Origin of the sequence: Nocardioides exalbidus (genome assembly GCF_900105585.1) — a bacterium.
GTDB lineage: Bacteria > Actinomycetota > Actinomycetes > Propionibacteriales > Nocardioidaceae > Nocardioides > Nocardioides exalbidus.
On the sequence record NZ_FNRT01000002.1, the window covers coordinates 2,877,578 to 2,898,152 of the forward strand.

Below are 20,575 nucleotides of genomic sequence, written 5' to 3' on the forward strand. Positions count from 1 at the left end.
GGGGACGAGAACCGTTCGCGTCCACGTGACTCTGCTGGACACATCGTTCGTGAGATCGACACAATGGGAGGATGGACGTCCGCCGGCTCACCATGCTGCTCGAGCTGTCACGGCTCGGCTCGATGCACGAGGTCGCCGGCGTGCTCGGCACCACGACGTCGAGCGTCTCGCAGGGGATCGCCGCCCTGGCCCGTGACGTGGGAACCCCGCTGCTCGAGCCCGACGGCCGGCGGGTGCGCCTCACCCCGGCAGGCCGGCGCCTGGCCGACCACGCCGTCACCATCCTTGCCGCCGTCGAGTCCGCGCGGCTCGACCTCGACCCCGCCGCCGAGCCCGCCGGCGTCCTGCGCGTGGCCGGCTTCGCCTCGGCGATCCGCCGCTCGCTGTCGCCCGCGATCGACGACCTGCGTCGTACGCACCCACGCATCGAGGTCCGGATCCTGGAGCACGAGCCGCGGGAGTCGTTCGACCTGCTGGCGCGCGACGAGGTCGACCTGGCGCTGGTCTACGACTACGACCTCGCCCCGGCCGAGTGGCGCGACGACCACGACGTCACGCCGCTGTGGCAGAGGGAGTGGGGCGTCGGCGTCCCGACGCGTGACCGCCGTCTGGCCCTGGCCGACCTGGCCGACCGCGACTGGATCGTCAACTCGCGCAACACCGCCGACGAGGACGCGCTGCGCACCCTGGCCTCGCGCGCCGGCTTCGTGCCGCGGATCGTGCACCGCATCGACTCCCTCGAGCTGGTCGACGACCTGATCCTCGACGGCAGGGGAGTGGCGTTGCTGCCGCGCGGTCGGACGACGCGGCGCGGGGTGAGCGTCGTACGCCTGCGCGACCCCGTCACGATGCTGCGCGCCTTCGCCGTCGTGCGGCGCGGGCGCGACACCTGGCCACCGCTGCGGGCGGTCATGGACCGGCTGGTGACGGGCTGAGGGCCTCGGGACGTGACTAGCGCACCATGCTGTTGCCGTGGACGGCGGCGAGGCGGGCCTTGACGCTGAGCAGCGTCTCGATGATGAGGTCCTCGCGGCCGTTGTCGAGGCGGCTGATCGGCACCGCGACGCTGAGCGCGTCGACGGCCGAGTGGCTGAAGGGGAGCGCCACGCCGAAGCAGCGCACGCCCATGCACGACTCCTCGCTCTCGGTGGCGTAGCCCTGGACGACGGCGCGGTCGATGATCTCGAGGACCGCCTCCTTCTTCGTCGTGGTGTTGGGCGTGATCGCGCTGATGTGCTCGGGGACCATGCCGACGCGCTGCTCCACGGGGAGCTCGGCGAGCAGGGCGCGCCCGAGCGAGGTGGCGTAGGCGGGGAGGCGGCGGCCGACGGCGGAGTGCATGCGCAGGGGGTGCATCGACTCGCGCTTGGCCGTGTAGATGACGTCGTCGCCGTCGAGGCGACCGAGGTGGACCGTCTCCTCCGTGGCCGCGGCGACCTCGTCGAGCACCGACTGCGCGCGGGCGAGGACGGGGTCGCCGTCGAGGTAGGCGGAGGAGACGACGAGGGAGTGGATCCCGAGCTGGTAGACGCTGCCGGTCTGGTCGGTCTGGAGCCAGCCGCGGTCGGTCATCGTGCGCAGCAGCGCGTGCAGGCTGCTCTTGGGGATGCTCAGCCGCGTCGACAGCTGGAGCTGCGTGCCGGGGCCGTTGGCCGCGATCTCGTCGAGGAGGTCGAGGGCTCGCGCCGCTGACTTGACCGGACCGGCGGCGGTGACGCCGATCTCCTTCTGAAGCTGTTGCGTGGACATCGCACTCCTCGTGTGTCAGGGACCCCCTGTCCCCAGTACTTCCGACTGTAGCGGGAGTTCGCATACATGGACAGTATTCAGGTGCTTGACCAGTGGCGGCCGTCACATGTAGCGTCCTCCGCAGTTCACATAGACGAACGCAGTTCATAAACCAAGGAGCTTCCGCGTGATCCAGGTCCGATACTCGACTTCTCCCACCAGTGCGGAGACGTCCACCACTGCGGAGCTCCGTGACAACTTCCTGGTCCAGGACCTGTTCGTCGACGGCGAGGTCCGCGCGACCTACACCCACGAGGACCGCATGGTGATCGGCGGAGCCGTTCCCAGTGTCGGCGAGCTCGAGCTGCCGGCGTACGCCGACGTGCTCGGCACCGAGTCGCACCTCGAGGGCCGCGAGCTCGGCATCATCAACGTCGGTGGTCCGGGCCACGTCCTCGTCGACGGCGAGAAGTTCGAGCTCGAGCACCTCGACGGCCTCTACGCGGGCCGGGGGAGCGAGGTCACCTTCGCCGGGGCCGAGGCCGCCTACTACTTCGTCTCCGCGTCCGCCCACGCGACGTACCCCGCCTCCCACCTGAGCCACGACCAGATCGAGCCGGTCGCCCTCGGCTCCTCCGACTCGGCCAACGAGCGCAACCTCTTCCGCTACGTCTGGGGCCAGGAGGTCGAGACCTCCGTCCTGCAGTTCGGCGTCACCGTCATCGCCAACGGCTCGGTGTGGAACACCTTCCCGCCGCACCTGCACGCGCGTCGCACCGAGATCTACTGCTACGTCGACCTGGCCGAGGAGGACCGCGTCTTCCACTTCATGGGCCAGCCCGGCGCCACCCGCCACCTCGTGATGAAGAACCGTGAGGCCGTCATCGCGCCGCCGTGGTCGATCCACGCGGGTGCCGGCACCGGCTCCTACGCCTTCATCTGGGCCATGGCCGGCGAGAACAACTGCTACACCGACCTCGCGCCCGTGGCGGTGGAGGACCTGTGACCCACCCGTCCCAGACGGCGTCCCCGTTCGACCTCACCGGTCGCTGCGTGGTCGTCACCGGCGCGAGCCGGGGCATCGGCCGGGCGATCGCGCTCGGGATGACCCGCGCAGGTGCCGAGGTCGTCCTGGTCGGACGCCCGGGCAGCAACGACGCGACCCGCGAGGCCGTCGTCGAGCTCGGAGGCAAGGTCGACGTGGTCGACCTCGACATGGGTGACCTCGACGCCGTCGAGCGCACCGGTGCCGAGCTCGCCGCGTCGCGGCAGGTCGACGTCGTCGTCAACAACGCCGGCATCATCGACCGGCAGGACACCGTCGACGTCTCCCGCGACGACTGGGAGCGCGTGCTCGACATCAACCTCAACGGCGTGTTCCTGCTCGCCCAGGCGCTCGGTCGCCCGATGGTCGAGCGCGGCCACGGCAAGATCGTGAGCATCGCGAGCCTGCTGACCTTCCAGGGCGGCATCCGCGTGGCGTCGTACGCCGCCAGCAAGCACGCCGTCGCCGGCGTGACCAAGGCGCTCGCCAACGAGTGGGGCCCGCACGGCGTGCAGGTCAACGCGATCGCCCCCGGCTACATCGCCACCGACAACACCACGGCGCTGCGCGAGGACCCCGACCGCTCGCGCTCCATCCTCGAGCGGATCCCGGCCGGTCGCTGGGGCTCCGCCGACGACATCGCGGGCGCCGCGGTGTTCCTCAGCTCCTCCGCTGCCGACTACGTCAACGGCCACGTGCTGGTCGTCGACGGCGGCTGGATGGCCCGCTAGACCTGCACGACCCGCACCACCCAGCAGAAACCAGCACGACCCCGCACCACCAGCAAGGAATCCATCACCTCGGGGCAACGCCTGACCCAGTCAGTCCCACCGCCGGAGTCCCGGCACCGAAAGAGAATGAGGATCGACCATGAAGTTCACCTCTCGACCGACCGCAGTCGTGATCGGCCTGACCCTGGCTGCCGCCGCGCTCGCCGGCTGCAGTGAAGAGGCCAGCGGCGGCGGCGGCAACGACGGCGGCTCCGAGGCCTCCGCCTGCGCGCCCGAGGACGTCACCCTGGTGGGCCAGGTGCGCAACGAGTCCAACCCCTACGAGGCCTCGTGGCTCGACGGCGGCGACGCGTTCGCCGAGCAGGTCGGCCTCGAGCAGCAGCGCCTGACCTACGACGGCGACTCGACCAAGCAGCAGGAGCAGATCACCCAGCTCCTCGCCGGCAACACCGACTGCCTCGTCATGAACATCCTGCCCAACGGCGACTCCGACACCCTCCCGATCGTCGAGGGCGCGCAGGAGGCCGGTGCCTTCCTCGTCACCCAGTGGAACAAGCCCGCCGACGTCAACGTCGAGGACTACTCGCAGTGGCTGAGCCACATCACCTACAACGGTGTCGAGTCGGGCCAGCAGATCGGTGACGCGCTCGCCGAGGCCATCGGCGGCTCGGGCGGCATCATCGCCCTCCAGGGCATCCTCGACACGGGCGCCGCCAAGGACCGCTACGCCGGCCTCGAGGCCTCGCTCGACGCGAACCCCGACGTCGAGCTCCTCGACCAGCAGACCGCCAACTTCTCGCGTGACGAGGCGCTCGCGGTCACCAAGACCCTGCTCACCAAGCACGGTGACAAGATCAAGGGCATCTGGGCGGCCAACGACGACATGGCCCTCGGCGCGCTCGCCGCGCTCGAGCAGGCCGGTCGCACCGACGTGGCCGTGGTCGGCATCGACGCCGTCCCGGACGCGCTGACCGCCATCGAGGACGGCACCATGACCGCGACCGTCTCCTCCGACGGCCCGTGGCAGGGCGGCATCGGCCTGGCGATCGGCTACTGCGTCGCCACCGGCGAGCTCGCCGTGGACGACATCTCCGCCGAGGACCGCGCCTGGTTCGCCGAGCAGTTCCTCATCACCGGGGACAACGTCGCCGACTTCACCTCTCCCGTCGTGGACGAGGCCGACTTCGACTGCGACAACGTCTTCAGCCGCTCGCAGGGCGCGATTTCGTGACCATGACATCCCCCGCCAAGGCTGACGACGAGGTCGCAGTCGGGCCGCGCCCCCAGCCTCGGCGGGGGGTGTCGCTCCGGGACGCAGGTCCCCCGATCGCACTGGTGGTCATCTTCGGCATCTTCGCGGTGCTGAGCTCGGACTTCCGCACGGTCGGCAACGTGCAGAACATCATGGACGCGGCGGCGGTCCTCGCCGTCGTGACCTGCGGCATCACCTTCGTGCTGATGATGGGGTCGATCGACCTCTCCGCCCCGGGCGTCATGGGGGCCTCCGCGATCGCGGTGGCCCTCCTGGTCGCCAACAACCGCAACGGCAACGACCTGGGACTTCTCGGGGTCCTGGTCGCGGTCGGCCTCGGCGCGGCGCTCGGCTGCCTGAGCGGGCTCGCGCTGGTCAGCCTGAAGGTCCCGTCCTTCATGACCACGCTCGGTGTCTCCGCCGTCGGGCTCGGCATCGCGACGCTGATGTTCTCGGGCGTGCAGCCCAACATCTCCGACGAGATGCTGCACGGCTGGGCCGTCAACCGCTTCCTGGGACTGGCCTACCTGACCTGGATCGCGATGGGCTGCGTGCTCGTCGGCTGGCTGATCCAGCGCTACTCGCGCCTGGGCCGCTACGCGTACGCCATCGGCGGCGCCGAGGAGGTGCTCGCGCTCTCCGGCGTGAAGGTCGCCCCCTTCAAGGTCGCCGTCTTCACCCTCGCCGGCTCGTTCTACGGACTGGCGGGCGTGATGGTGACCAGCCAGCTCAGCGCCGGCCTGGTCCAGGCCGGCAAGGGCTACGACTTCGCGGCGATCACCGCCGCCGTCGTCGGCGGCACCCTGCTCACCGGCGGGCGCGGGGGCGTGCTCCACTCCGCCGTCGGTGTCCTGCTCGTCATCGTCCTCACGAACGGCCTCGTCCAGATCGGCGTCAGCCCCTACTGGCAGGGCGGTGTGCAGGGACTCATCGTCGTCGCGGCCGTCTCGGCCGCAGTCATCCCGCAGCGTCGTAGGAACCAGGTGACGAAGTGACCACCAACCTGCAGGTCCATCCCGAGACGGAGCCGTCGGCCCCGGTCAACGCCCTCGAGGTGCGTGGCCTGGTCAAGCACTACCCGGGCGTCAAGGCGCTCGACGGCGTCGACCTCGTCGTGCGCCAGCACGAGGTGCTCGGCCTCGCCGGCGAGAACGGTGCCGGCAAGTCCACCCTGCTCAAGGCGCTGGTCGGCCTGGTCCGGCCCGACGCCGGCGAGATCTGGGTGCGGGGCGAGAAGGTACGGCTGCGCAGCGTCGTCGAGGCGGCCGACCACGGCATCGGCATGGTGTTCCAGGAGCAGTCGCTGGTCCCCAACCTGACCGCCGCCGAGAACATCGTCCTCGGCAGCGAGGGTGCAGGCGTCAAGCGCGGCATCTACCGCTGGGACACGATGCGCAAGCTGGCGCAGGAGCAGCTCGACAAGATCGGCTCCCACATCGACCCGCTGGCGCGCACCGACTCGCTGAGCTTCGCCGAGCGCCAGATGGTGGAGATCGCCAAGGTGCTCCGCATCGAGGAGCGCACCTCGAATCCGCCCGTGATCATCCTCGACGAGCCCACCTCGGTGCTGGAGTCGAAGGAGATCGAGACGCTCTTCACGCAGGTGCGCCGGCTGCGCGAGTTCGCGTCGGTCGTCTTCGTCTCGCACCGCCTCGACGAGGTGCTCGACGTGTGCGACCGCGTCGCCGTGCTGCGTGGCGGGCAGTCCGTGGGCGAGATGCCCACCGCGGACGCCGTCCCCACCGACCTGCACCGCCTGATGATCGGCTCCACCGGCTCCGATGACCACTACCACGAGGGCATGTCCGAGCGGTCCGCTGCGGCCGCCGAGCCCCGCCTGGTCGTGAAGGGGATGTCCGGCAAGACCTTCCGCGACGTCGACCTCGAGGTGAGGGCCGGCGAGATCGTCGGCATCGTCGGCGTGCACGGCTCCGGCCGCGAGGACGTGTGCCGCGCGCTCTTCGGCGCCGAGCCGACCGTGGCCGGCGAGGTCACCCTCGACGGCGCGAAGCTCGACCTGTCCGGCACCCGTGCCGCGGTCGCGTCGGGTGTCGGGTACGTCCCCGCCGAGCGCAAGATCGAGGGCATGGTCGGGCCGATGTCGGTCGCCGACAACATGACCCTCACCAAGCAGAAGTCCCGCTGCGCCGGACCGATGGTCGTCCCGCAGAAGCAGGCGACGCTCGTCGACAAGTGGATCGAGCGCCTCTCGATCCGCACCCCGCACCGCGGCACGCAGATCGGCCGGCTCTCCGGCGGCAACCAGCAGAAGGTCGTCCTGGCCCGCTGGCTGGTGGCCGGCGACATCCGGCTGCTGCTGCTCGACCACCCGACGCGCGGCCTCGACATCGGGGCCCGCTCGGAGGTCTACCGCCTGATGCGCGAGCTCGCCAACAGCGGCGTGGCCACCGTGCTGCTCGCCGACAGCCTCGAGGAGGCCATCGGCATGTCCGACCGGATCATCGTGATGAACGACGGCCGGGCGACCAAGGAGGTCGCGTGCCCCTCCGGAGGCAAGCCGACCCCGCTCGACCTCGTCAAGGAGATGGTCTGATGGCCACCCCAGTCCTGGCTCCCGAGTCCGGCCAGACCCCGTCGGCCGAGGCCGCCGTGGTCAAGGGCGGCCCGACCGTCGCCCAGCGGGTCACGTCGTTCATGCCGGTGATCGCGCTCGTCGCGCTGCTCGCGGCCCTGACGATCGCCGACCCGGACTTCCTGACCCAGCGCAGCCTCACCGCCGCTGTCCGCACCTCGGCACCGCTCGTGGTGCTCGCGGCCGGCGCCACGCTCGTGGTCCTCTGCGGCGGCATCGACCTGTCGATCGCGGCGCTCTGCTCGCTCTCGACGGTCCTCTTCGCGATGTGGTTGCCCGACCTGGGCGGCCTCACGATCCTGGTCGTGATCGCCGCCGCCGGTGCGATCGGTGCGATCCAGGGCCTGGCCCACGTGCTGCTCCGGATCCCGTCGTTCGTGGTGACGCTCGGAGGCATGAGCATCTTCTCCGCGGTCGCGCTGGTCATCTCCGACGCCGGCCCGATCCGGGTGATCGACCGTGACGCGACCAAGTGGCTCAACCTCTACGTCGCGGGCTACGTCCCGATGTCGTTCTTCGTCGCGCTGCTCGTCGTCGCGGTGGTCTCGCTCGTCCTCAAGCTCACCCCGCTCGAGAGCTTCGTGAAGGCCATCGGCTACTCCGAGTCCGCCGCCCGCCTGGCCGGCACGCCCGTCGACATCGTGAAGGTCGCGGCCTTCACCATCTCCGGCGCCTGCGCCGGCCTGGCCGCGGTCATGCTGGCCTCCCGCAACTTCAGCGGGAGCCCGACCATGGCCGACAACCTGCTCCTGCCCGCCGTCGCGGCCATCGTGGTCGGCGGCACGGCGATCACCGGCGGCCACGGCTCGCTCTGGCGCAGCCTCGCGGGCGCCCTCGTGGTCACCCTGCTGCGGGTCGGCCTGCCCATCGTCGGCGTCCCGTCGGCGTGGGAGCAGATCCTCTACGGCGCGATCATCGTCGCCGCCGTCGCGCTGACCCTCGACCGTTCGAAGGTGGCGATCATCAAGTAGTCGCGCCCGAGCCCACCGCACCAGCACCACCGATCAGCACCACCGATCAGCACCCCGCACTGGATCCCCGTACCCCGGAAGGCTTCTCATGTCCGAGAACTCCCAGCTCCTGCCCGCCGTCTCCTCGTTCCTGTCCTCGCCGCGCCAGCTCCTCATCGACGGTGAGTGGGTCGACGCGAAGGACGGCAAGACCTTCGACACGATCAACCCCGCGACCGAGCAGGTCCTCGCGACGGTCGCCCAGGCGTCCGCCGTCGACGCCGACCGCGCCGTCGTGGCCGCCCGCAACGCCTTCGAGGCCGGCTCGCCGTGGTCGAAGATGAGCCCGCGCGACCGCTCGCACCTGCTGTGGCGCATCGGCGACATGATCGACGACCGCATCGAGGAGTTCGCGCAGCTCGAGTCGCTCGACAACGGCAAGAGCCTCGCCTCCGCCCGCGGCGACGCCGGCGTGGCCGCCGAGCTCTTCCGCTACTTCGCCGGCTGGGCCACCAAGATGGAGGGCACCACCATCCCGATGTCGGTGCCGGGTCGTGAGTTCCACGCCTACACCCGTCGCGAGGCCCTCGGCGTCGTGGCCGGCATCGTGCCGTGGAACTTCCCGCTCACCATGGCGGCGTTCAAGGTGATCCCGTCGATCACGGCCGGCAACACCGTCGTCCTCAAGCCGGCCGAGCAGACCCCGCTCACCGCGCTCTACCTCGGCCAGCTGCTGCTCGAGGCCGGCGTCCCCGCCGGTGTCGTCAACGTGCTGCCCGGCTTCGGTGACGCGGGCGCCGCGCTCGTCGACCACTTCGACGTCGACAAGGTCGCCTTCACCGGCTCCACCGAGGTCGGCAAGAAGATCGCGGCCGGTGCCTCGAAGAACCTCAAGAAGGTCTCGCTCGAGCTCGGCGGCAAGGCCCCCAACATCATCTTCAACGACGCCGACCTCGAGGCGGCCATCGCGGGCGCCGCGCTCGCCGGCTACTTCAACGAGGGCCAGTGCTGCGTCAACGGCTCGCGCCTCTACGTCCAGCGCGACGTGTTCGACCAGGTCATCGAGGGTGTCGCCGCCGCGGCCAAGGCCATCAAGGTGGGCGACGGCTTCGACCCGAGCACCACGATGGGCCCGCTGGTCTCGCAGGAGCAGCACGAGAAGGTCATGGGCTACGTCGCGGGCGCGGTCAAGGACGGCGCCAACATCGTCGCCGGCAGCCCCGAGCGGGCGGCCGAGACCGGCTACTTCTTCTCGCCGACCCTCATCACCGGCGTCACCGAGGACATGGCCGTGCAGACCGACGAGATCTTCGGCCCGGTCATCACCGCCATCCCGTTCGACACCGAGGACGAGGTCGTCGCGGCCGCCAACAACACCGTCTACGGCCTCGCCGCCGGTGTCTGGTCCAAGGACCTCGGCACCGCGCACCGCGTCGGCAGCAAGCTGCGCGCCGGCACGGTGTGGCTCAACACCTGGCACGCCGACGACGTGACGCTGCCGCGCGGTGGCTTCAAGCAGTCCGGCTGGGGCCGTGAGCTGGGCTCGTTCGGCCTCGACGACTACACCGAGCTCAAGACCGTCATCGCCGAGCTCCGTTGATCGAGGGGTCGACTCCACCCGTGAACGCCACTGACGTCCTGGGCGGCCACCGCATCGTGCCGGTGGTCGTCCTGGACGACCCAGCCAAGGCCGATGCCCTCGGCGCGGCCCTCGTGCAGGGCGGGCTGCCGGTCGCCGAGGCGACGTTCCGCACGCCGGAGGCGGCGGCGGTCCTGCGCCGCCTCGCGGCCAACGACGACCTCGTCGTCGGCGCCGGCACCGTCCTCACCGACCGCCAGGTCGACCAGGCGATCGAGGCAGGGGCGAAGTTCGTCGTGTCCCCGGGCCTCAGCGCGTCCGTCGTACGACGCTGCCAGGAGGCCGGCGTGCCGGTGATCCCGGGCGTCGCCACCCCGAGCGAGATCATGCTCGCCCTCGACCTGGGCCTCGACACCGTGAAGTTCTTCCCGGCCGAGGCCAACGGGGGACTGGCCACCATCAAGGCGCTGGCCGCCGCGTTCCCGCAGGTGCGCTTCATGCCCACCGGCGGGATCACCGTCGACACCGCCCCGGCCTACCTCGCCCACCCGTCCGTCGCCGCCGTCGGCGGCAGCTGGATGGTCGCCGGCGACCTGCTCAAGGCCGGTCGCTGGGACGACGTGGCCGCCACGTGCGCCGCGTCCACCGCGCTCTATGCGCCCGACCTCCACCCGATCGCCCAAGGAGTGACTGCATGACCATCGAGACCCGACCCGCCGAGGAGTGCGAGTTCGACATCGTCGCGCTCGGCGAGGTGATGCTGCGCCTGGACCCGGGGGAGGGGCGCATCCGCACCGCCCGCCGGTTCGAGGCGTGGGAGGGCGGCGGCGAGTACAACGTCGCCCGGGGCATGCGGAAGGTCTTCGGCAAGCGCGCCGGCGTCGTCACGGCGCTCGCCGACAACGAGATCGGCCACCTGGTCGAGAACCTCATCATGCAGGGCGGCGTCGACACCTCGCTGATCCGCTGGGAGAAGTACGACGGCATCGGGCGCACCGTGCGCAACGGCCTGAACTTCACCGAGCGCGGGTACGGCGTGCGGGGCGCGGTCGGCGTGTCCGACCGGGCCAACACCGCCATCGCGCACATGTCGCCCGGAACCGTCGACTGGGACGACCTCTTCGGTCGTCGCGGGGTGCGCTGGCTCCACACCGGAGGCATCTACGCCGCGCTGTCGGAGAACACCGCAGCCGTCGCCGAGGAGGCCATGGCCGCTGCCCAGAAGCACGGCACGGTCGTGTCCTTCGACCTGAACTACCGTCCCAGCCTCTGGGCGGGCATCGGCGGCCCCGAGTTCGCGCGTGACGTCAACACCCGCCTCGCCGGGCACGTCGACGTGATGATCGGCAACGAGGAGGACTTCACCGCCTCCCTCGGCTTCGAGGTCGCCCACGTCGACGAGAACCTCAGCTCGCTGCCCATGGACAGCTTCGAGGCCATGGTCGGCACGGTCGCGGAGAAGATGCCGTGGTTCAAGGTGATCGCCACGACGCTGCGCACGGTCCACTCGGCCAGCGACAACGACTGGCAGGCCATCGCGTGGTCCCCGGAGACGGGCGTGCTCGCCTCCACCCCGCGCGACCACCTGGGCATCTTCGACCGGGTCGGCGGCGGCGACGGCTTCGCCTCCGGCCTCGTCTACGGCCTGCTCGAGGGCGAGCCCCTCCAGCAGTGCCTCGAGCTCGGTGCCGCCCACGGCGCGCTGGCGATGACCACGCCCGGTGACACCTCCATGGCGACCCGCGAGGAAGTACGAGCGCTGGCCAGCGGTGGCAGCGCACGCGTGCGCCGCTGACGCTGCCCCGAGCAGCACACCCCCGGACCAGGTCTGGGTGGTCGACCCCGTGCGGGGGATCGGCCGCCCAGGCCTGTTTTCATGTATCTGAACGATATTCGCAAAGAGTTCACAATTCTGGACAGAGTTCTTGACTCTGTGTGACGGCCGTCATACGTTCAGGCCTGTCTCCACCCCGTGACTCCGTGAGCGCTGCCCGCACCCGCCGCCCATCGAGCTCCGGCCCCGCCGAGTCCTAGGGAATCGTTGATGAACCTGCTCTCCAGATCTGCCCGCTGGCGCCCCTCCGGCCGCCGGCCCGGAGGAACCCGTCGCGCGCTGAGGCACCTCGTGGCGGTGACGGCCGCCGCTGCGGTGGCCTTCCCGCTGGCGACGGTCACCGCCGCGCCGGTCGCCGCCCTCGCACCCGCCGATGACGGCGTGCTGAAGGTGCTGCTCTTCTACACGAACGACAACGTGCACGCCTCCGTGCCCAACACCCGCGCCGCCGTGCGCGAGATGGCCACCGCGCTGGGCACGCAGTACAACCAGACGGTCGACATCCAGGAGACCAACCAGGCCAGCGCGTTCACCACGGACAACCTGGCCTCGAAGGACCTGCTGGTCTTCGCCCACACCGCGGGCGTGCTGTTCAACACCGACCAGCGCGCGGCCCTCGAGTCCTACATCCGCGGTGGCGGTGGCTTCGTCGGCCTCCACTACACGGCCTGGTCGCCGGACCAGACCGAGCACGACGTGAACCCGTTCTACCGGCGGCTCGTCGGCGCGGCCGCGACCGGCCACCCCGAGCCCGCGGGCGGTTACCGCGGCACCATCTCGGTCTCCGACGGCACCAGCCCCCTGACGCAGGGCCTCCAGTCGCCCCTGTCCTACACCGACGAGTGGTACGAGTGGGACGTCAATCCCACGCAGAACGTCAAGACGCTGGTCACCGTCGACGAGTCGACGTACAGCGGCGGGCGCATCGGCGAGGAGGGCACCTCCCACCCCGTCACGTGGTGCCAGAAGATCGACCAGGGTCGCTCGTGGTACTCCTCGCTCGGGCACCACGCGACGACGTGGACCGCGGCCGACGACGGCAACGCGGACGACAACCGCGCCGACGACTTCGTGCGCAGCCAGCTGCGCTACGGCATGGCCTACTCGGCCGGCCTCCTGGCGGCCGACTGCTCGCCGCCGCAGAAGGACCAGCAGGGCGAGATGAGCGCGGTCACCCCGTGGCCCGTCATGCCGATCAACGCGGCCCTCACCTCCGACGGCAAGGTCCAGTCCTTCGGATCCGTCGGCACGGGCTGCACCGACGCCAACCCCTACGACTACAGCGGCAACGACTGCGTCAGCCAGGGTGGCCAGACCCAGATCGACGTGTGGGACCCGAAGATCCCGCGGACGCTGGCCAACCTCGTCTCCGGCGTGGTGCCCAACGCGACCTACACCGACCTCTTCTGCTCGATGCAGGTGCAGATGCCGCACCGCCGCTCGACCTTCACGGTCGGCGGTGACGACAGCCTCGGCGGCAACGCCCCGAACGACGCCGCCATCGGTGTCACCAGCTACTCCTCGGGTGCCGGCCTCAGGAACGAGGCGCCGATGAACTACCCGCGCTGGTACCCGACCGGCACGACGCTGCCCAGCGGTTCCATCGTGGTCCAGGGCGGCTCGCTGCGCGGCGGCCCCGGCGGCCCCGGTGTCCAGACGCCCGAGCTCTACGACCCCTCGCAGGGCAACTCGTGGAAGCTCCTCACCGGCGCCACCAGCGCCCAGGCCTACGGTGACGGCGCCGGTGCGCCGCAGGACGAGAACCGCTGGTGGTACCCGCGCGCCTTCGTCGCCCCCACCAACGGCAACGTCTTCACCATCACCGGCACCCAGATGTTCGAGCTCGACCCCTCCGGCAACGGTGCGGTCACCATGCGCGGCACCCTGGGCAACGGCAGCGGCAACCAGGGCACCCTGGGCAACCCGGTCGGCGCCACGTCGACCGCGACGATGTACCGCCCCGGCAAGATCCTGCAGGTCGGTGGCGGCTGGTGGGCCAACGGCGGCGGCCCCGCCGGCGCCCGCGCCGGCTTCACCGTCGACATCTCCGGCGGCACCGCCAGCCCGGTGGTCACCGCGACCGACCCGATGAAGTACGCCCGCCACTGGGCGTCCTCGACGGTCATGCCCGACGGCAAGGTCATCGTCACCGGTGGCTCGCGCGACAACAACGGCCAGTCCGGCTACGTCACCAACGCCGAGATCTGGAACCCGGACGCTCCCAGCGGCTTGCAGTGGACCGAGGTCAAGATCCCCTACGAGCACGCCCGGCTCTACCACTCGACCGCACTGCTCCTGCCCGACGGCCGGATCATGATCGGCGGCGGCGGCGCTCCCGGCCCGCACAACTACACCGACGTCGAGTACTACTCCCCGGCCTACCTCTTCGACGGCAACACCCCGGCCGTGCGTCCGGTGGTCACCAACGCCCCGAAGCGGATCGGCTACAACGGCTCGTTCTCGCTGACGTCGGACAAGACGGTCGACCGGGTCACCCTGGTCCGCAACGGTTCGGTCACCCACGGCTTCAACAACGACCAGAACTTCCAGGACCTGGCCTTCACGACCAGCGGCAACACGGTCAACATCACCTCCCCGACGAACGCCAACTTCGCGCCCCCCGGCGCCTACATGGTCTTCGTGTGGAGCAACGGCACGCCGTCGGTCGCCAACATCGTCCAGATCGACCCGACGGTGAAGATGAACAAGCCGGCCCCCACGGTGGTCGACCAGTTCGAGTACCCGCGGATCCCGGCGTCCTACCTGTCGGGTGGCTACTCGACCGACGACGTCGTGGTGGCTGCGGGCAACGGCCGGATGTCGCCCTGGAAGGTCGACAGCGAGGTTCGGCTCACGCGCGCCAGCGGCGGCAGCATGGGCGGCCTCGGCGGCACCGGCTACCACCTCGCGGTGGGCACCGCCGGCAAGCTGACCCGCACCATCAAGGGCCTCGACGTGGGCAAGGAGTACCGCGTGTCGGTGCGCTACGCCCGTGATAGCCGCACGGGCGGCACTGCGCCGGGCACGGCGACCCTCTCGGTCGCCAACCTCTCGCAGGCCCTGACGAGCACGACGGCCTCCACCGCCGCGTTCGAGACCTTCGCCGGGACCTTCGTCGCCACCGGGCGGCAGCAGGACCTGACGATCACCGGCAGCGGTGCCGCCGGCCTCGTCCTCGACGACCTCGTCGTCGTGGGCACGGGCCTCGGGGTCGCCGACGCCCAGGTGTCGTACCAGTTCGAGGAGGGCACCGGCACCACCGCTGCCAACACGGGCTCCGACACCACCGTCGGCGACGCGGTCCTGACCGGCACCACCGGCTGGAGCCCGTCCGGCGTCACCGGGGGATCGGTCGACCTCAAGGGCGGCACCGACAACGCCAACGCCGTGGACCTGCCCGACAACCTGCTGCAGAACGAGGCCGCGTTCACGACGTCGTTCTGGGTCCGCCCGGACGACATGACACGGCCGTGGACCGGTCTGTTCCACATCGGTGACGGTCTGGGCGACGCAGGCAGCTTCTTCCAGATCCAGATGCGGACCGAGGCCAACGGCCAGACGGGCCTGGCGGCGACCTTCAAGAAGAAGGGGAGCAGCCTCCAGGAACGGACCTACGCGGTCCCGACCAAGGACGTCGTGCTCAACCAGTGGAACCACGTCGTCTTCACGCGGCAGGGTGCCACCGGCACGCTCTACCTCAACGGCGCCAAGATCGCCACCAACCCCAACCTGACGCTCACCATGACCGACGTCGGTCCCACCACCAACAACTGGCTCGGTCGCAACGGCTTCCCGGACGCCCCCCTCGACGGGCGGGTCGACGACGTGCGTCTCTACACGTCCGCCTTGTCCGACGCCGACGTCGCCGGGATGTACGCCGACGGCACGGCGCTCAACACCACCACGACGGTCAGCGTCACGCCGGCCTCCCCGTCGCCGTTCAACACCCCCGTCACGGTGTCGGCGACGGTGAAGGACTCGGCCAACGCGAACCCGACCGGTGTCGCCGACCTGTGGGTCGACGGCGAGAGCGTCGGCAGCCAGGTCACGGTCACCAACGGCCAGGTCTCCTTCCCGGGCGTCACGCTGAGCCCGCGTGCGCACACCATCGAGGTCCGCTTCACCGCGGCCGCCGGTTGGCGCGACTCGACCGGCACGGTCCAGCACACGGTGGCTCGTCCGCCGGTGGGTGAGGGCATCCCCGTCCACTACAAGTTCGACGAGGGAACCGGCACCACGGCGGCCAACTCGGGATCCGACACGGCCATCGGCAACGCCACGCTCACGGGCAACGCGGACTGGTCGGCCGACGGCAAGTACGGCAGCGCCGTCGCCCTGCCCGGCCAGGGTCACGTCAACCTGCCGAACGACGTCACGTTCGGCATGACCAAGGACATGACCATCTCCACCTGGATCCGTCCGACCGCCCTGCCGAACTGGACCACCCACGTCCAGATCGGCAAGGACACGACGGAGTTCCTGCTCCTGCAGTCCAGGACGGAGAACGGCCAGCGTGGCTTCGCTGTCACGATGCGCATGAACAACGGTGAGCAGTACCGCACCCAGCTGGACGGCAACACCGACCTGCCGCTCAACCAGTGGACCCACGTGGCCGTCACGCTCGGTGGGACGCCGAACGCCACCGGGACGTCCGTGCGGATCTACTTCAACGGCGTCCTGCAGAACGGTGGCAGCCGGGACAACATCCCGGTCACCATCGGTGACATCGCCGACGGCGGCACCACCGCCAACTTCATCGGCAACGGCAGCTGGAACGACCCCCGGCCGACCGAGCGAGTGGATGACTTCCGCATCTACGGCTACACGCTCAGCGAGCAGGAGGTCCAGGCGATCTTCAACGCGACGACCAACGCCTCACCGGTCGGTGCGCCCGACGCCTACGCCGCCACGGCGGGGGAGACCCTCTCGGTTCCCGCGCCCGGCGTCCTGGCCAACGACACCGACGCCGAGGGCAACACCCTCACGGCCGGTGACGTGGTGCAGCCCGCCAACGGCGTGGTCGTGATGTCTGCCAACGGGTCCTTCACCTACAAGTCCGACGACGGCTTCTCCGGGACGGACACCTTCACCTACCGGGCCAACGACGGGACGTCGAAGTCGGCGGCCACGACGGTGACCATCACGGTGACGGGCCAGCCGCAGACGCCCAACCGGGCGCCGGTGGCGGTGGACGACGAGTTCAGCACGATCTCCGGGGAGGCGCTGACCCTGGCGGCCCCGGGCGTCCTCGGCAACGACACCGACGCCGACGGCGACGTGCTGACCGCCACGGGTGCGACCCAGCCGATCAACGGCACGGTCGTGGTGCGGGCGAACGGCTCCTTCACCTACACGCCCGACGCGGGCTTCGTGGGCAAGGACAAGTTCACCTACACCGCCCGCGACGCCGCACTCGGCTCGACGCCGGCGAACGTCACGATCATCGTCAAGCCCACCGGCAACGGGGGCGGCAACGGTGGCGGCAACGGTGGCGGGACCGGTCCGGTCAACTCCGCGGTGGCAGGCGCTTCGGCGTCCTACACCTACGGCCAGGCCGGCAGCTTCGTGGTCAGCGTCGCCCCGGCGACGGCCACCGGCAAGGTGGAGCTGGTCAGTGGCACCGACGTGGTGGGCACCGGCACGCTCGCCGCGGGCCAGGCCCGGATCGACCTCGCAGCCAAGGGCCTGATGCCCGGGACCTGGGCGCTCACCCTCCGCTACCTCGGAGACGCCAGCCACAAGCCGTCGTCCTCGGCGGTCTCGGTCGTGGTCGCCAAGGTCGTGCCGGAGATGGTGGTCAAGGCGCCGTCGAAGGTGAGGAAGGGCAACCGCGCCACCATCCGGGTCGCCCTCGACGCGCCCGACGGCGTGGCGGTCAACGGTGACGTGACCTTCAAGATCGCGGGGGGCAAGACGCTCTCCGGGACGCTGAACGGCGGTCGGGTCTTCATCCAGCTGCCGAAGGCGAAGGGGAAGCGGATCAAGCTGACCGTGACCTACGCCGGGAGCGCGGCGGTGGAGTCCACCTCCGAGCAGCTGAAGATCCGGGTGCGCAAGCGCTGACGACCAGCAACGGGACGGGCCCCGGAGGAGAGATCCTCCGGGGCCCGTCCCGTCGTGCGTGCGGCTGGCGCCGAGCGTCAGCCGGCGGTGCGAGTGCCGATCAGTCGTCGGCGAGCGCGGCGACCACGCCCGCGCGGCTCTCGTCCTCGCTGGCGAGCACGCCGCCGTTGGCCACGATGTCCGGGGTGATCTCGCTGAAGACCATGCGGACGTCCTGGCGGCGGGCGCCGAGGATCTCGACGGCGCTGTCGGCGACAGCCCGGGCGAACTCGCGGCGCTGCTCGACCGAGCGGCCCTTGAGCAGCTCGACGGTGATGTTGGGCATGGGTGTTCCCTTCGGGGAGTGGATCGTGCAGGTTCACACGTGGGACTTCATTTCAGTGACGTGAATCACGGTAGTGGCAGTTCACATCCTTGACAACAGTTCCACAGGCTGGTTGTGTGAGCACGGTCACCCCAGCACCCAGGAGACCCCATGACCCGCACCCGCGCGACGCTGCGTGCGCTCGCGCCGGGACTCCTCGCCGGAGCCGTGCTGCTGCTCACCGGTGGCGCCGCCTCCGCCCACGTCACCATCACCTCCACGACCACCGAGGCCGGTGCGACGGCCGTGGTCCGGCTCGAGGTGCCGCACGGGTGTGCGGGTTCGGCGACGACCGCGCTCGCGGTCCGGATGCCGCCCGGCGTCGGCGAGCTCACCGCCGAGAGCACCGAGCGCTGGGCAGCGGAGCCGGCGGGGGAGTCGATCACCTTCACCACGGACGACCCGCTCCCCGACGCCCTGCGCGACGAGGTCGCCTTCTCCGTGCGGCTGCCCGACGAGCCGGGTGCCGAGCTCGTCTTCCCGATCGTGCAGCGCTGCGAGCAGGGCGAGTCGGCGTGGACCGAGGTCGCCGAGGACGCCGCCAGCCGTGAGGACCTCGACATGCCGGCGCCCGTGATCGTGGTGACCGCGTCCGACGGGTCCACCGGCGCGACCGGCGCCGCTGTCGCCGGACCGGGTGACGGGCGGCTGATGACCTACGGCGCCGCCGGCGTCCTCGCGGCCGGCTGCGTGGCCAGCGGTGCCGTCCTCGTGATGCGTCGTCGGCGCGCATGACAGACCCCCACCCGCGACGCCCGCGCCGGCGTCTGCCGCACCACGTCGTCGTACGCCTGCTCGCCGCCCTGCTCGTGCCGCTGGCGTCCTTCCTCGTGCTGGGGACGGCGGCTCCCGCGTCGGCGCACGCGACGCTGGTCAGCACCGACCCCGCCGAGGGTGCGGTCCTCGACGCGGCGCCCGACCAGGTGACGTTCACGTTCAACGAGGCCGTGATCGGCGTGCCCACCGGGATCCAGGTCTTCGACGCCACCGGCGAGGTGGTGGCCTCGAAGGCCACGGTGCGGGAGGCCGAGCTCGTCGTCGAGCTCGAGGACGAGGTCGGCGAGGGCACCCTCGTGGTCGTCTGGCGCCTGGTGTCCGCGGACGGGCACCCGATCGGCGGCTCCCTGACGTTCTCGGTCGGTGAGCCGAGCGCCACGGTCGCGGTGCCCGAGACCAGCGCGGACGCCGGCACCGACGCACCGTTCGTGCTCAGCCTCGTCAGGTGGCTGGGCTACCTCGGGCTGCTCGCTGCCGCAGGCCTGGCCGCGTTCTACGTCCTCCTCCTGCCCCGGGACGCCCCCGAGGCCGGTCGGCACAGGCTGCGGGCCGTGGCTCGCGGTGGTGCGCTCGTGGCGATCGTCGCCTTCTGGGTCGCCGTGCCCCTCGTCGCGCTCTACCAGCTCGGGCTGCCCACCTCCGCGCTCGGCGACGGGTCGACCTGGGCGACCCTCTCGACCTGGGAGTACGCCGTCCCGGCCGCCGTCGCGGTCGGCCTCGCCCTCGCGGTCGGCGTCCTGCCCGCCGGGGCGCCGGACCGGGCGCGTGCCGGCCTGGCGCTCGTGGGCTGTGCGGTGGCGCTGGCCGCTCCGTCCATGACCGGGCACACGCGGGCCACGACGCCCGAGGCGCTCGTGATCGCCGTCGACGTGCTCCACCTCGTCGCGGGCGCGACCTGGCTGGGCGGGCTCCTGGCGATCGGGCTCGTCCTGCGCGACCTCACCGGCCGCGACGACTCCGGGGCGGTCGTGCTGGCGCGCTTCTCCACGTGGGCCTCGGCGCTCCTGGCGCTCCTGGTCATCACCGGGACCTTCATGGCGTGGCGGGTGGCCGGCTCGTGGGACGCCCTGCTGGAGACCGGCTACGGCAGCTTCCTCCTGGTCAAGGTGCTCATCGTGCTGGTGGCGATCGTGATCGCCGCCTGGAACCGCTTCGCGCTGCTGCCCAACCTGCAGGCCGCGTCGGGCGAGGACCGGGTCGGTGCCGCGTCGGTCCTGGTGCGGACGACGGTCGCCGAGGCCGGCGTGCTGGTCGCAGTCCTGCTGGTCACCGGCTTCCTGGTGGACCGGAGCCCCGAGCCGGACGTCGTCGTCACCTCACCGTCCGCGCAGGGCCAGAGCGGCGACCAGTCGGTGGAGCTCGACGCCATCACGGCCGACCTCACCCTCGACCCCCTCGCGGTCGGTCCGACGACCATCACGATCACCCTGACCGACGACGCGGGCCGGCCGACCGAGGGCTACGAGGCACCCCGCCTCAGCCTGTCGACGACCGACGTCGACCTCGGCGAGGTGACGCTCACCAACCAGGGCCCGGGCACCTACGCCGGTGACCTGGTCCTGCCGACCGGTGGGACCTGGGAGGTGCAGGTCTCGCTGCGCACGAGCGAGTTCGACAACCCGGTGAAGACCGTCCGCTTCGAGGTCCCCTAGCAGGGGA

The 20,575-nt window shown here is 70.9% G+C and carries 15 protein-coding genes; 13 read left to right on the forward strand and 2 right to left on the reverse strand.

Annotation, left to right across the window (positions count from 1 at the left end; translation table 11 throughout):
* Positions 1–71: 71 nt before the first annotated feature.
* Positions 72–935: a LysR substrate-binding domain-containing protein gene (locus BLV76_RS14135; protein ID WP_090969699.1), complete on the forward strand. Its 864-nt coding sequence runs from the start codon at positions 72–74 to the stop codon at positions 933–935.
* Between the two features lie 16 nt (positions 936–951).
* Here BLV76_RS14135 and BLV76_RS14140 read toward each other — a convergent pair whose 3' ends face one another.
* The gene (locus tag BLV76_RS14140) at positions 952–1,749 is read right to left on the reverse strand and encodes an IclR family transcriptional regulator (protein ID WP_090969700.1); all 798 of its coding nucleotides are present in this window, start codon (positions 1,747–1,749) and stop codon (positions 952–954) included.
* A 166-nt stretch (positions 1,750–1,915) separates the two neighbouring features.
* Here BLV76_RS14140 and kduI point away from each other — a divergent pair, with 166 nt between their 5' ends.
* From kduI to BLV76_RS14190, 10 genes are all read left to right on the forward strand, one after another.
* The gene (gene kduI, locus BLV76_RS14145) at positions 1,916–2,734 is read left to right on the forward strand and encodes a 5-dehydro-4-deoxy-D-glucuronate isomerase (protein ID WP_090969701.1); all 819 of its coding nucleotides are present in this window, start codon (positions 1,916–1,918) and stop codon (positions 2,732–2,734) included.
* The gene (locus BLV76_RS14150) at positions 2,731–3,504 is read left to right on the forward strand and encodes an SDR family oxidoreductase (protein WP_090969702.1); all 774 of its coding nucleotides are present in this window, start codon (positions 2,731–2,733) and stop codon (positions 3,502–3,504) included. Before kduI ends, BLV76_RS14150 begins: the two co-directional genes overlap by 4 nt.
* A gap of 139 nt (positions 3,505–3,643) precedes the next feature.
* Positions 3,644–4,735: a substrate-binding domain-containing protein gene (locus BLV76_RS14155; RefSeq protein WP_090969703.1), complete on the forward strand. Its 1,092-nt coding sequence runs from the start codon at positions 3,644–3,646 to the stop codon at positions 4,733–4,735.
* A gap of 68 nt (positions 4,736–4,803) precedes the next feature.
* Positions 4,804–5,751: an ABC transporter permease gene (locus BLV76_RS14160; RefSeq protein WP_090969704.1), complete on the forward strand. Its 948-nt coding sequence runs from the start codon at positions 4,804–4,806 to the stop codon at positions 5,749–5,751.
* On the forward strand, positions 5,748–7,310 hold the full coding sequence (locus BLV76_RS14165) for a sugar ABC transporter ATP-binding protein (RefSeq protein WP_090969705.1): 1,563 nt from the start codon (positions 5,748–5,750) through the stop codon (positions 7,308–7,310). The genes BLV76_RS14160 and BLV76_RS14165 overlap by 4 nt, the downstream gene beginning before the upstream one ends.
* Positions 7,310–8,320 (forward strand): ABC transporter permease, encoded by a 1,011-nt coding sequence (locus tag BLV76_RS14170; RefSeq protein ID WP_090969706.1) that lies wholly within the window; start codon positions 7,310–7,312, stop codon positions 8,318–8,320. Before BLV76_RS14165 ends, BLV76_RS14170 begins: the two co-directional genes overlap by 1 nt.
* A gap of 88 nt (positions 8,321–8,408) precedes the next feature.
* Positions 8,409–9,899 (forward strand): aldehyde dehydrogenase family protein, encoded by a 1,491-nt coding sequence (locus BLV76_RS14175; protein ID WP_090969707.1) that lies wholly within the window; start codon positions 8,409–8,411, stop codon positions 9,897–9,899.
* 20 nt (positions 9,900–9,919) lie between these two features.
* A complete protein-coding gene (gene eda / locus BLV76_RS14180; RefSeq protein ID WP_090969708.1) occupies positions 9,920–10,576 on the forward strand; it encodes a bifunctional 4-hydroxy-2-oxoglutarate aldolase/2-dehydro-3-deoxy-phosphogluconate aldolase in 657 nt (218 codons plus the stop codon).
* Complete coding sequence (locus tag BLV76_RS14185) at positions 10,573–11,673, forward strand: sugar kinase (protein ID WP_090969709.1); 1,101 nt, start codon at positions 10,573–10,575, stop codon at positions 11,671–11,673. Before eda ends, BLV76_RS14185 begins: the two co-directional genes overlap by 4 nt.
* A 249-nt stretch (positions 11,674–11,922) precedes the next feature.
* A complete protein-coding gene (locus BLV76_RS14190) occupies positions 11,923–17,775 on the forward strand; it encodes a LamG-like jellyroll fold domain-containing protein (protein WP_090969710.1) in 5,853 nt (1,950 codons plus the stop codon).
* Between the two features lie 100 nt (positions 17,776–17,875).
* Here the strand turns inward: BLV76_RS14190 and BLV76_RS14195 are convergent, their stop codons facing one another.
* A complete protein-coding gene (locus BLV76_RS14195; protein WP_090969711.1) occupies positions 17,876–18,100 on the reverse strand; it encodes a tautomerase family protein in 225 nt (74 codons plus the stop codon).
* 150 nt (positions 18,101–18,250) lie between these two features.
* Between BLV76_RS14195 and BLV76_RS14200 the strand changes: the two genes are divergently transcribed.
* Positions 18,251–18,874, forward strand: coding sequence for a YcnI family protein (locus tag BLV76_RS14200; RefSeq protein ID WP_090969712.1), 624 nt, complete (start codon positions 18,251–18,253; stop codon positions 18,872–18,874).
* Positions 18,871–20,568 (forward strand): copper resistance CopC/CopD family protein, encoded by a 1,698-nt coding sequence (locus BLV76_RS14205; protein ID WP_090969713.1) that lies wholly within the window; start codon positions 18,871–18,873, stop codon positions 20,566–20,568. The genes BLV76_RS14200 and BLV76_RS14205 overlap by 4 nt, the downstream gene beginning before the upstream one ends.
* The last annotated feature ends 7 nt before the right edge of the window (positions 20,569–20,575 follow it).